6 protein-coding genes are annotated in these 13436 nt (G+C 69.0%); 1 reads left to right on the top strand and 5 read right to left on the bottom strand.

What is annotated here, in order from left to right; genetic code table 11:
- Positions 1 to 3: 3 nt before the first annotated feature.
- Together ehuB and RCP80_RS07745 are read right to left on the bottom strand one after the other, a co-directional pair.
- On the bottom strand, positions 4 to 903 hold the full coding sequence (gene ehuB / locus RCP80_RS07750) for an ectoine/hydroxyectoine ABC transporter substrate-binding protein EhuB (protein ID WP_308481780.1): 900 nt from the start codon (positions 901 to 903) through the stop codon (positions 4 to 6).
- 581 nt (positions 904 to 1484) lie between these two features.
- The gene (locus RCP80_RS07745) at positions 1485 to 1712 is read right to left on the bottom strand and encodes a DUF3618 domain-containing protein (RefSeq protein ID WP_308482743.1); all 228 of its coding nucleotides are present in this window, start codon (positions 1710 to 1712) and stop codon (positions 1485 to 1487) included.
- Positions 1713 to 1815: 103 nt separating this feature from the next.
- Here RCP80_RS07745 and bcp point away from each other — a divergent pair, with 103 nt between their 5' ends.
- Positions 1816 to 2289: a thioredoxin-dependent thiol peroxidase gene (gene bcp / locus RCP80_RS07740; RefSeq protein WP_308481779.1), complete on the top strand. Its 474-nt coding sequence runs from the start codon at positions 1816 to 1818 to the stop codon at positions 2287 to 2289.
- On the opposite strand, the gene RCP80_RS07735 is transcribed toward bcp, so the two are convergent.
- The 3 genes from RCP80_RS07735 to RCP80_RS07725 all read right to left on the bottom strand — a co-directional run bounded on the left by RCP80_RS07735 (position 2286) and on the right by RCP80_RS07725 (position 13436).
- Positions 2286 to 3617 (bottom strand): dipeptidase, encoded by a 1332-nt coding sequence (locus tag RCP80_RS07735; protein WP_308481778.1) that lies wholly within the window; start codon positions 3615 to 3617, stop codon positions 2286 to 2288. The two genes, bcp and RCP80_RS07735, sit on opposite strands and share 4 nt — an antisense overlap.
- A 135-nt stretch (positions 3618 to 3752) precedes the next feature.
- A complete protein-coding gene (gene acpS, locus RCP80_RS07730) occupies positions 3753 to 4142 on the bottom strand; it encodes a holo-ACP synthase AcpS (RefSeq protein WP_308481777.1) in 390 nt (129 codons plus the stop codon).
- Positions 4143 to 4187: 45 nt separating this feature from the next.
- Positions 4188 to 13436 carry a polyketide synthase gene (locus RCP80_RS07725; RefSeq protein ID WP_308481776.1) on the bottom strand — a complete coding sequence of 3083 codons (9249 nt, stop codon included), beginning with the start codon at positions 13434 to 13436 and terminating at the stop codon, positions 4188 to 4190.

Below are 13436 nucleotides of genomic sequence, written 5' to 3'. Positions count from 1 at the left end.
GCGTCAACCTCGGCAGAGCTGTTCGGCGGTGATTCCCGGGTCCGGCCGTTCGGCCTCGGTGAAACCGTAGGGTTCCACGAGTTCGAGCCACTTGTCGCTCCTGATCAGTTCGGCGAGTTGAGCATTGAATGCCTCGCGCAGGGCCACGTCGCGCTGACGGAACACCGCCGCCCCGGCGTTGACTTGTTCCTTGCCGTCGATGACAGGGACAAAGGCCTCGCCCACTTCGAGCCCGCTGTCCCCAGCCGCCAATGCCCGCAACGAGATGCTGGTCAACGCAAACGCGTCGGCGCGCCCGGACTTCACCGCGTCCAGACCGGCCTGCTGATCGGCGACGAGCTGCAATTGGCCGTCCGGCACACCCGATCCGGTCGCCTGGCCCACCTCGGCGGCGCCGTTCATCACCGCGAGGCGGGCGCCGGTGTCGATCACCGAGCGATAGTCGATCAGACCCTTGGGGTTGCCGGCGGGCACCAACAGCGACGTGGTGGCCACGTACACCGGGTTGCTGAAGGCGGCCTGCTTGCACCGGTCCGGAGTGATGAACATGCCGGCGGTCACCACGTCGACCCGCTCGGAGTTGAGCGCCTGGATCAGCGAGCCGAACTCGAACATCGTGGGGTTGAGGGCGATTCCGCCGATCTGCTCGAAGATGTAACCCTGCACCGCCGGAGACTGACCGACCAGGTCACCGCGGTCACGGTAGGCGTAGGGCCGTTCGTTGGCGAAACCGACGTTGATGCTGCGCTCGTCCTTGACGCGCTCCAACGTGTTGGTGCCGCCGAGGGACTTGCCCGTGCCCGGTTCGGTGAAGGTGCAACCGGTCGCCGCCAACGCGATCGCCGTCCCGACGAGAACCGATCTGAACACCACGCGACCGCTGCGCGTACCTTGCGACTTCACGTTGCCTCTCGTTGCCTGAGCTCGAGCACATTCGTTGGTTGCCCTGTGGACGTTAGCGAATCAGGGCGCGGGTAGGGAGACCAACACGCGAAACCACGCCCCCACGACGACGGTGCGGATCCCTGGCAGCAATGCCCGACTGGTCTCGTGTGCCGCTCGGGGCGCGGGCGCAGTCTGCAGCTCCCGCGGTGCACCCAGATTGCTGACCACAGCGATATTTTCGGTTGTGCATATTTGCCAAATGGAACCCTCGGGTACCGGTTCTTGCGCGGATTCCGCGCACAATATGCCGTTCTTACTGCAGTAATCGGTGACTTTCCTGCTACAGTTGTGGCAACCTTCGCCGCTGCAGGGTTAACGGACAGACGGAATATCGCAGGTAAGGGCATTAGCTATGGATAAGGTTGAACTGTCGTTTCGACCCGAACTACCTGTTGCTGACGTCGCCGCCGGGATCCCTGCCCGCCTCACAGCAACGGCGCCCACGCGGGTACTGAACTGCAGCCGCCTCGGCATGGGGGCAAACCCCCCGGCGGCGCCCCGCGGGTTTGGTTGGCTTTTCCGCCGCTGAGCGGCGCGGCCTACCGGTTGCGGAGTTTGCGAATCACCAGCACCACGGTGAGCACACCGATGCCGGCCAGCGAGATCGTCACCGCCGGCTTCTGCACAAACGCCAGCGCGCGCGCCTTGGCGTCGTCGGCGATCCGCTGCGGGTTCGCACGCTCAGCCAGCGAGTCGACCGTCGCCGCCAACTGATCGCGAGCCCGATCGATCTCCTTCATGATCTCTTCCGGATCCCGATCCGCCACGCTGTCCTCCATGTCCAGGCAGTCTGACTGCTGCAGTACCTGCCGAATTACCCTAGAGCAGCCGGGACCGATTTCCACCACCGGTGGACTGGAAGGAACAAAGTTGACCGCTACAGCACGCCTCACCGCAGGTGACAAAGCACCGGAGTTCGCACTGCCCGACGCCGACGGCAAGACGGTGAAGCTCTCCGACTACCGCGGCCGCAAGGTGATCGTGTACTTCTATCCGGCGGCCTCCACCCCGGGTTGCACCAAACAAGCCTGTGACTTTCGTGACAGCCTGGCCGAACTCAACGAGGCCGGACTCGATGTCATCGGCATCTCACCGGACAAGCCCCAGAAGCTCGTGAAGTTCCGGGACGCCGAGGGGCTGACATTTCCGTTGTTGTCCGACCCCGACAAGGAAGTGCTGAGCGCGTGGGGCGCGTTCGGCGAGAAGAAGATGTACGGCAAGACCGTCCAGGGCGTGATCCGCTCGACGTTCGTCGTCGACGAGCAGGGCAACATCGAGGTGGCGCAGTACAACGTCAAGGCCACCGGGCACGTCGCCAAGCTGCGACGCGACATCTCGGTCTAGTCAGCGCCCAGGGCGGCCAAGAACAGCGTCTCGGCGATCGCGGCCTTCTCCAACACCGACAGGTCCAGACTTTCGTTGATGCTGTGCGCCTGGGTGCCGGGATCCTCCACGCCGGTCACCAGAATCGTCGCCGCCGGGTACGCCGCGGCAAATTCGGCGATGAACGGAATGGATCCGCCCATGCCCATATCCACCGGTGCGCTGCCCCACGCCTGAGCGAAGGCACCGCGCGCGGCGTCGTAGACCGGCCCGCTGGCGTCGATCGCATAGGGCTGGCCCACGTCCCCGGGCGTCACAGTGACCTTCGCGCCCCACGGCACATGAGTTTCCAGATGGCGCCGCAGCGCGTCCAGGTGCGCCGCCGCGTCCCCGCCGGGGGCGACCCGCAGCGAGATCTTGGCCCGGGCGCTCGGCACCAAGGTGTTCGACGATTTCGCAATCGGCGTCGTATCGATCCCGATCACCGTGATGGCGGGCTTTGCCCAAAGTCGTTGCACCACAGAGCCGGAGCCGATCTCGGAAACCTGCGGCAGCAGGCCGGACTCGGCGCGCACCCAATCCGGTCCGCGGTCGACGTCGGCGGCGGTGCCCTCGTGCAAACCCGCGACGGCCACGTTGCCGTCGTCGTCGTGCAGGGTCGCGAGCAGCCGCACCAGCGCGCTGATCGCATCCGGAACCACCCCGCCCCACAGCCCCGAGTGCAACCCATGCTCCAGCGTCGAGACCTCCACGACGCAGTCGGCGAGCCCGCGCAACGACACCGTCAGCGCCGGGATCTCGGTGCTCCAGTTGTCGGAGTCGGCGATCACGATGACATCGGCAGCCAGCGCGTCGCGGTGCGCGGCCAGCAGCCGCCCCAGCGACGGCGAGCCGGACTCCTCCTCACCCTCGACGAACACCGTGACCCCTACCGGCGGTTGCCCGTCGAACGCCCGCAGCGCCGCCAGATGGACCGCGATCCCGGCCTTGTCGTCGGCGCTGCCGCGGCCATAAAGCCGGCCGTCGCGTTCGGTCGGTTCGAACGGCGGTGAGATCCACTGTGCCGGATCACCTTCGGGCTGCACATCGTGATGGGCATAGAGAAGCACCGTGGGCGTCCCGGGCGGGCCGGGCCGGCGCGCGATGACCGCCGGAGCACCGCCCTCGCTGACGATCTGGACGTCGTCGAACCCGACCCCGGTGAACAGGTCCGCGACGGCACGGGCGCTGCGGTGTACTTCGTCGCGGCGGCCCGGGTCGGCCCATACCGACTGGATGCGGACCAGATCCTCGAGATCGGCACGCACCGACGGGAGCACCTCGCGGACACGGTTTTCCAGATCGTTCATGCCGCCAGGTTAACGCCGCCCCGGTTGCCCGTGTGAGCGTGCGAAGAACCGGTGAAAAGCCCGGCGTGTCGGCCGGGGACCCGCCCGCTCGCGCAATGTGTGTGTGGGGGGGCGGGGGGCGGCGGCGCGGGTTGTTTAGCTCTCCAGGATCGCGACCGCGGCCGCGGTGTCGCCCTCGTGGGTCAACGACACATGAATGGTGACCTCGGCCAGATGCGTGGCGATCTCGCCGGTGAGGCGGACCTTGGGCCGGCCCCACATGTCGGTGACCACCTCGATGTCGCGGTGAATGGCCTCCGGCAGCACCGGTCGCTGCGCGAACCGAGATCCCGACCACGCCTTGATGACCGCTTCCTTGGCCGCCCACCGCGCCGCCAGATGCCGCGCCGCCACCGAACTCTTGTCGGCGGCGTCGCGGCGCTCCCCCGGCGTGAAGGTCTCCGCGAACACCGTTCCAGGCTGGTCGACCTGCTCGGCAAACTCCGGGATGGACACCAGGTCGATCCCCACTCCGACTATCGCCACGGCGTGAACAGTAACCGAATCGCGCGGACTGCGGTCATCGGGTCATCACCGGATGTAGACGTCGTTGTCGCCAAGGCGCGACGCCGCATTCAGCAGCATGGCCGCTTCCTGCTTCTTCTCCGGACCGTCGTTGCTGAAGCGACGGTCGGCGGGCCGCTCGTACATCGGCCGGCCGCCGGCGATCGCCGAAGCCAGCCGCCGCTGCCCGGCCAGCACCCGCTGCTGGGCGCGAGCGACGTAATCGTCCCGTTGCGCCGGGTCCAGCGTGGCCAGGAAGGCCTCCGGATGCACCAGCGCCACCAGGCCCGAGACGTGCCCGAAGCCCAGGCTGGTCACCAGACCGGCCTTCATCGGGAACTTCTCGCCCAGCCGCAGCGTGTCGCGCACCCACACGAAGTGACCCGCATGAGCCAACTCGTCGTCGACGCAGTCCAGGCTGCGGTTGGGCGGAACGACGCCGTCCCGCAACATCTGGCACAGCCCCATCAGCTGGAACGCCGCCGCACCGCCCTTGCTGTGCCCGGTGAGGGACTTCTGGCTCACCACGAACAGCGGGTTGCCCGGTGACCGGCCCATCGAATCGGCCAGCCGCTCGTGCAGTTCGGTCTCGTTGGGGTCGTTGGCCAACGTCGACGTGTCGTGCTTGGACACGATCGCGATGTCGTCGGCGCCGACCCCCAGCTTGGCCAGCGAGCGCGCCAGTTCCGAATCCTTGCCGCCGCGACCGGCACCGAGGCCACCGAGCCCGGGAGCCGGGATCGAGGTGTGCACACCGTCGGCGAAGCTGTGCGCGTAGGCCACCACGCCGAGCACCGGCAGACCCATCTTGACCGCCAGGTCGCCCCGGGCCAGCAGGATCGTGCCGCCGCCCTGGGCTTCGACGAAGCCGAGCCGGCGCCGGTCGTTGGCGCGGGAGAACTTGGAATCGCTGATGCCCTTGGCGCGCATCGCCTCGGTGTCGGCGGTGGCCGCCATGTCACCGAAGCCGATGATCGCCTCCAGCGTCAGATCGTCGAAGCCGCCGGCCACCACGAGTTCGGCCTTGCCGAGCCGGATCTTGTCGACACCCTCCTCGACCGACACCGCCACCGTCGCGCACGCCGCGACCGGGTGCACCATCGCGCCGTAACCGCCGACGTAGGACTGCATGACGTGGGCCGCAACAACATTCGGCAGCACCTCCTGCAGGATGTCGTTCGGCTTGGCCCGGCCCAGCAGGTTGCCGTGGTACATGGTCTGCATCGAGGTCATGCCGCCCATGCCGGTGCCCTGGGTGGAGGCCACCAGGCTCGGGTGCACCCAGCGCATCAGCTCGGTCGGGGTGAAGCCCGAGGACAGGAACGCGTCGACGGTGGCGACGATGTTCCACAGCGCCACCCGGTCGATCGAGTTGGCCATGTCCTGGCTGATGCCCCACACCGTCGGATCCCAACCCGTCGGGATCTGGGCGCCGACCGTGCGCGACAGCTTGGTCTTGCGCGGCACCCGAATCTCGGTGCCGGCCTTGCGGATCACTTCCCAGTCCGAGGAGTTCGGCACCGGGCGGGTCACCGTGTGCTCGGGGTCGTACTCGACGAACGCCCGGGCCTCGGCCTCCCCGGACACCACGAACGAGAAGTCCTTGTCCAGGAAGACGCTGACCAACAACGGGGAGGCGTGATCCGGATCGATCGCGCCGTCGTCGACGAATTCGCGGATGCCGCACCGTTCGACCACCGCGTCGTGGTAGCGCTCGACCAACTCGGCCTCGGGCACCAGGTCACCGGAGTCGGCGTCGTACCAACCCGGCGTCGGATCGTCCTCCCACTTGACCAGCCCGGTGGTCCAGGCCAACTCGAGCACGCCGGCGGCCGACAGTTCGTTGTCGACCTCCATCTCGAAGCGCGTGCGCGACGAGCCGTACGGCCCGAGTTCCGCGCCGCCGACGATGACCACCAGATCGGCCGGGTCGACATCGAGGTCGTCCCACACCGGCGGGGGTGCCGGGGTGTAGCCGCGCGGTGGTGACGGCAGCGCGGAAATGCTGCCGTCGTCCTCGTCGGCGTCGGGATCGACCGCACCACTGGACATTTCCTCACGGGCCTTGGCGGCCAGCGCACCCATGTCGAGTTCGACCTCGGCGAGACCGCCGGTCAGGTCGGCCTGGATCGGCTTGGCGGCCGCGGTCACCTTGGACTCCGGGGTGCACAGTTCGAGCAGCATCGCTGCCATCTCGGTGCTGGTGTAGGTGGTCACGCCGGCCTCTTCGACCGCGTCGACGATCACGTCGTTGTGCCCCATCAGGCCGGTGCCCTTGGTCCAGCCGATCAGCGCATGCGCCAACGTGACTCGCTCGGACCACGACGACTCGGCACTCCAGCGGTTGACCAACGCGTCGAGCGCGGACTTGGCTTCGCCGTAGGCCCCGTCGCCGCCGAAGGTGCCGCGGTTGGGCGACCCGGGCAGCACCACGTGCAGGCGGGACGCGATGTCGCGATCGGCGCCGATCGTGGACAGGCCCGCGATGAGCCGCTGCACGGCCCACAGCAGCACCTTCATCTCCATCTCCGCGCGGGAGCCCACCTCGGAGAGATCCCCGCCCACGCGCGGCGCGGCGAACGGGAACAGCAGCGTCGGAGTCTGCGCGTCCTTGATGTGAATCGCTTGCGGCCCAAGGTTTTCGCTCTGCTCGGCACCCACCCATTCGACCAGGGCGTCGATGTCGGCGTAGGAGGCCATGTTCGCGGGCACCACCCACAGCGTCGCATCGAACCGCGCGTTGCTGCGGTAGAGGTCCTTGTAGAACGCCAACCGATCGTCGTCGAGTCGCGACGTGGTGGCGATGACCGTCGCACCGCCCTCGAGCAACTGACCGACCACCGCCGAGGCGATCGATCCCTTCGACGCGCCGGTGACCACGGCGACCTCGTCGCTGTAGCGGCCCCGGCCCGGGTTCTCCGCACCCGCGGCGATCCGGCCGAACAGCGAGGCATGCACGTTACGACCCGCAGCCAGGGCCCGGCCCTGCCACCAATTGGCCTGGGTGGCAACGACATGGCCCGCACCCTCGAAGCGTTCCGACAGGCGCGGCCAGTCGGCGTCGATATCGCCCTCGTCGGTCAGCCACAGCTTGACCAGGTCTTCCCGGGCACTGGCCCACCGGTCGTCGAGCACGACGGCCTTCTTGCCGTCGAACGCCGGGGCCACCAGACGCGGCCAGTCCGAACCGAGTTCGCTGGACACCAGGTCGATCAGCTCGGCGTCGGTGGCCTGCTCGGGCGCGGTGACCGGGCTGTCCAGACCCAACTGGTTGAGCACCTGGCGGGCGGCGCTGGCCAGCACCCCGTCCGGGCCGGTTACCTGCTCGGCGAATTCACCGAGTGCCGCGGAGTCGACGACCCCACCGGCGGCTCCGCCGGCCGAGGGCAGCGAGACCGCGATGCCCTTGCGGGCACCGACGGCTGCCACCGCGGCATCGACGGCCTTGTCGACCGCACCGACATCCGCGAGCGCGCCGTCGTGCAGGCCCCCGAGGGCGCCGCCGCGAACACTGGAGCCCTCCCGGGTTCCGAGCGCGAGTTCGACCGTGGCGTGCTTGGTCCAGCCGGGTCCGAGTTCCCAGACCTTGCTGACCCGCTCGGCGATGTAGGCCGGCCGCTTGCCGGAGGGCCCCAGCACTGTGCGCAACTGGTCGTTGATCGCATCGGAGAGCACCGGACCGAACGGCTTGTAGGTCCGGGCCAACTTGGTGACCTGGCCCTTGAGCGCAGCCAGGTCGGCCTCGGCGGCACCGTCGATCGCGCCGAGGTTGAGCTCGGAACCGAGGTCCACCAGCAGCTGATTACGCCGCGAGGAGGCACCGTCGGTGATCGATTCGATGGAGTCCAGGGCCTCGATCTGGTCCAGCCGCATCTTGGCCGACAGCGCGATCAGCGCCACCGTCGCGTCCGAGGCGTCGAACCCGATGTCGTCGGGCCGCGGGCCACCGGACGGCGCCGCGGGGGCGGCCACCGGTGCCGGCGCCGCCTCGGCGGCGGGTGCCGGGGCGTCCGCGACGGCACCGGGCGCGTCGCCGAAGTCGTCGAGATCAGAATCGGTGGCCGGATCCTCATCGCTGGCGAACAACACCGCCGCGTCACGCTCGGCGTTGAGCACCTCCACCGTGCTGTGGGCGTACTCGGGCAGCTTGAGCGTGTTGGTGGCCAGGCCCGCGACCGTCGGCGCGTTCTTGACGCCGATCTCGACGAAGCGCTCCACGCCGAGGCCGCCGGCGGCTTCCTCGATGAACAGCAGGTCCTGGGTCTCGATCCAACGCACCGGGCTGGCGAACTGCCAGGCCAGCAACTCGATGACGACCTTGCGGCACAGCTCCATCGGCTTCTCGTTGCGCCAGGTGTCGTAGTCGGCGAGCACCTCGTCGAGGGGCTCGGCGGGCACCAGCTCCCGGATCTCTTCGATGAAGTCGCGATCCAGGGTGAACGGTCGCGGCACCAGGTTCGGGATGTACTTGCCGATCAGCAGTGCCGGATCGGCGTCGCGTGGCATGACCCGCTCCAGGCTGCGCCGGAAGTCCTCCACCCCCACCCGCAACACGCTCGAGTGGAACGGCACGTCGATGCCGGGCACCAGGATGAACGACCGCTTGCCGCCGCTGATCTCGCGGCGCCGCTCGACCTCTTCCTCGAGCGCCTCCAGCCCGCGGACGGTGCCCGCGATCGCGTACTGCGCGCCGCGCAGGTTGAAGTTCACGATCTGCAGGAATTCGCCGGTGCGCTCGGCGATTTCGGCCACGAACGCCGTCACGTCGTCGTCGTCGAGGTCGATCTGCGAAGGCCGGATGGCGGCCAGCCGGTAGTTGGACCGGCCGCGCTCGTCGCGCGGCACGATGTCGTGCATCTTGCTGCCGCGGTGGAACACCACCTCCAGCAGCGCCTCCAACGGGTAGACGCCGGAAACACAAGCCAGCGCGGTGTATTCACCCACGGAGTGACCGCAGGCGATGGCACCCTCCACGAACGCACCCTGCTCGCGCATCTCGGCGACCTGCGCCGCGGCCACCGTGGCCATCGCGACCTGGGTGAACTGCGTCAGGTAGAGCACGCCTTCGGGATGCTCATAGTGCACACCCGAGGCGATCAGGCTGGTCGGGTTGTCGCGCACCACGTGCAGCACCGAGAAGCCCAGTGTTTCGCGGGTGAACTTGTCGGCGTTGTCCCAGACCTTGCGGGCGGCCTTGGAGCGGGCGCGCACCTCCATGCCCATGCCCTTGGACTGGATGCCCTGGCCGGGGAAGGCGTAGACGGTCTTGGGGGCGACCAGTCGCGCGGTGGCCGACATCTTGAGATCCGAACCCACCCGCGCGGAGATCTCCAGCACCTCGGCGCCCAGGTCGACGCCCACGCGATCGACGCGGAACTCGACCTCGTCGCCCGGCAGCACCATGCCCAGGAACCGTGCGGTCCAGCCGAGCAGTTTGGCCGGCGGGACCGGCTTGCCGTCGGTCGCGGTGACCACGTGCTGCGCGGCGGCCGACAGCCACATGCCGTGCACGATCGGCGATTCCAGGCCGGCCAGCAGCGCCGCGGCCTGATCGGTGTGGATCGGGTTGTGGTCACCGGAGACCACCGCGAACGGCCGCATGTCGACCGGAGCGGTGATGGTGATGTCGCGGCGACGGCGGCGCGGGGTGTCGGTGGCGTTGGCCGACACCGCTCCCCCGGCGCGGACCGGGTCGGTCAGTTCGGCGGCACCGGTGCGACCGCGGATCGCGAAGCGCTCCTCGAGCGCGGCCAGCACCGCCCCGGAGGCGTCGGAGACGTTGACGGTCACCGGGACGACGCGACCGACCTCGGTGTCATAGGCGACCGCGGCCGTCGCGGTCACGGTCAGTTCGGTGCGGTCCTCCGGCAGCGCGCGCACCAGTTGTGCGGCGTGATCGAGGTGGACCAGGCTCAGCAGGCCTTCGACCACGGGGAAGCCGGACTCGGTGAGCGCCGAACCGATCGCGGCGAACACCGCCGGCCAGCAGCGGCCCACCAGGGCATCGGGCACCACGGTGAGCGTGGGTGCCAGCGGCGCGCCGAAGGTCGCGGTGACGCCGGTGTGGTCGGCCACGCGCTCGGGATCCCAGTCGACGGTGACCGTCGTGGTCGCCCGCCCGTCGGCAACGCGAACCGCGGGCAGGTCCGCGGGGCTGTCCACGCCGGCGGCGATGGCCAGCACGGAACGCATTGCGGCCGAGGCGTCCTCAACCGACACCACCGGCGCGCCACCGTCGGCCGTGGTGGCCGGCAGGCTGAACCTGATCTCGATCCAGGTGCCCGACAGCGGCAGGCTCAGGACCACCGTCTCGCCGCCCACGACTTCAAGGCGGGCCCCGGTGGCATGGTTGGTGGCGGTGCCCTTTTCGTGCACCTGCCACTGCGCGGGCGGGGCGATCCGGTGCACCGGGTTGGTCGCGATGCGACCGGCCCACAGCACGTCCGGGGCGTCGAGCACCAGCGCCAGCAGACCGGTGACGTCGGCCAGCCGTGCGATCACTCGGGTCGGCTCGGCGCCGGAGGCCAGCACATCGTCGACGGCGGCCCGCTCGAAGCGGTCCAGCAGTTCGCCGATCGGCTCGTCGACGCGGGTGATGCCGGCCACCGCGGCGGTGCCGGGAATGATGCACACCTGATCGGCCGGGTAACGCGCGTCGTGGGCCTGCCACAGCGAGTCACTGCGCCACCAACGCCGGACATCCTTGTCGATGACCGGAACGAAGTTGACGGGCTTGCCCAGCGTCTTGCACAGCTGTACGAAGAACGGCACATCGGCCGGGTGCAGTTGCACGGTCGCGGCATCCGGGTAGGTGCTCAGCAGCGCGGCGATGGCGTGCTCGGGGTTCTCCAGCAGCGCCTCCCCGGCTTCGGTTGCGCCGTAAAGGGTTTCGATGGGGCCGTAATCGGCGTCGTTGAGACGGGCCTCGGCGCGCTGCAGCATCTCCTGGAAGCGGTCGCGCCAGGTGATGTCCAGCCACGGCGAATCGGCCCGTCGCGAGTCGGCGGTGGAGTTCCCGTCACCGATGGCCAACTCCACGTAGCGGCGCAGCCACTGCTCGTAGGTCATCTCGGCCACGTCACCGAAGTACGGCTTGGCGGTGTTGGCCATCGCGGCGATGATCTCGTCGCGGCGCTCGGCGACCGCATCCGCGTCACCGGCCACCTCGTCGAGCAGGCGGCCGCAGCGCGATGCGGTGTTGTCGATCTCGTGGATGTCGGCGCCGAGCTGACTGCGCCCGGATGCCATGCCGCCCTGGGCTTTTCCGGCGCCAACCCAGTGCTCGGTGCCATTGGTGTCGACCAGCATCTGCTTGACCTGCGGACTGGTGGTGGCCTCCAGCGTGGCCATCGCCGCGGTCCCGACCAGGATGCCGTCGATCGGCATCAACGGGAAGCCATAGGCCTCCGACCATCGGCCGGACAGGTATTCGGCCGCGCGCTCGGGGGTGCCGATGCCGCCGCCGACACAGATGGTGATGTTGGAGCGGCCACGCAGCTCCGAGTAGGTGGCCAGCAGCAGATCGTCGAGGTCCTCCCAGGAATGGTGGCCACCGGCGCGGCCGCCCTCGACGTGGGCGATGACGGGCTTGGTCGGGACCTCGGCGGCAATCCGGATGACCGCACGGATCTGCTCGACGGTGCCCGGCTTAAACGCCACATGGCTGATGCCCAGATCGTTGAGTTCGCCGATCAGCTCGACGGCTTCTTCGAGTTCCGGGATGCCCGCGGTGACAATGAGCCCGTCGATCGGTGCTCCGGACTGACGCGCCTTCTGCACCAACCGCTTCCCGCCCACCTGCAACTTCCACAGGTAGGGGTCGAGGAACAACGAGTTGAACTGGACGGCGCGACCCGGCTCGAGCAGCTCGGTGAGCTCCTCGATGCGGTCGGCGAAGATCGGCTCGGTGACCTGACCGCCACCGGCCAGCTCGGCCCAGTGCCCGGCGTTCGCCGCGGCGGCCACGATCTTGGCGTCGACGGTGGTCGGGGTCATCCCGGCCAGCAGGATCGGCGAGCGCCCGGTGAGCCGGGTGAACTTGGTGGACAGCTTGACCGAGCCGTCGGGCAGCTGCACCACGCGCGGCGCATAGCTCGACCACGGCTTGGCCACCTCGGGAACCGCACCGATGGTGAACAGGTTGCGTTGTCCGCCGCGGGTGGCCGCCGGGACAATCCCGATGCCCAGACCGCGGATCACCGGCGCGGTCAGGCGGGTGAGGATGTCTCCGGGGCCCAGATCCAGAATCCAGCGGGCGCCGGCGTCGTTGAGGGCGGTGATCTCGTCGACCCAGTCGACCTGATCGATCAGGATGGCCTTGGTCATCGCCTTGGCCAGCTCCACATCGATGCCGATGGCCTCGGCCCACGCCCCGACGATCTCGACGCCGTCGGACAGCCGCGGGGTGTGGAAGCCGACCTCGACCTGCACCGGGTCGAACACCGGCGCGAACACGGCGCCGCCGCGGACCTTGCTCTTGCGTTCGGCTTCTTCCTTCTCCGCGATCTGCTGGCAGTACAGCTCGAAGCGGGACAGCTGTTCGGGCGTGCCGGTGATGGTCACCGAGCGGCGGCCGTTGCGGATCGACATCACCGGGGGCAGCACGGTGCGCACGTCCTGGCTGAATTCCTCGAGCAGTTCGTAGATGCGCTCGGGGTCGGCATTGGTCACCGACACCATCGGCGGGCGGTCCCCGAGCACCATGATGCCGCGGCGGCGGGCCACCAGCGTGCCGGCCGCGCCGATCAGTTGCGCCAGCGCGAGCAGGTGGACGTCCTTGGTGCCGCCGGCCTTGAGGGCCTCGACGGCCAGCACGCCCTGGGAGTGCCCGGCCACGGCCACCGGCGGAACGGCGCCCAGATCCAGGCCCTGGCGCGCCAGCGCGCGCACAGCGGCGATCTGCGTGAGCAGGACGCCGGGCACCGAGACGGCCGCCGACGTCAGCTGCTTGCCGGTCGGAACGGGCTCTTCGGCGGCCAGCGCGCGCACCCAACGCAGCGGCTCGAAGCCGATGGGACGCACCACGACGAGTTCGCGGGCCACCGGTTCGAGCAACAGGTCGGCCTCGCCGGCGAGCGTCGCGAGGTCGGCCTCGATGCCCGCCGAGGACACCAGCTCTTCGAGGGTCTCCAGCCATGCGCTGCCCTGCCCGCCGAACGCGACGGCGTAGGGCTCGCCGGCGGACAGCCGGTCGACGAGGGCGTGAGTGGACGCTGCCGGCCCGGCAGGGCTGCCATTCTGGTCGCTGGAAACCCTGTCGTGCTCGAAGATCGTCAC

Source organism: Mycolicibacterium sp. MU0053 (genome assembly GCF_963378095.1).
Taxonomy (GTDB): Bacteria; Actinomycetota; Actinomycetes; order Mycobacteriales; family Mycobacteriaceae; genus Mycobacterium; species Mycobacterium burgundiense.
Note: the sequence above shows the minus strand (reverse complement) of the source record. Positions and strands in the feature narration are given on the sequence as shown.

Excerpts from the sequence above, each read along its gene's own strand:
- RCP80_RS07735 (WP_308481778.1), bottom strand. The coding sequence starts at position 3,617 with ATGAACGATCTGGAAAACCGTGTCCGCGAGGTGCTCCCGTCGGTGCGT.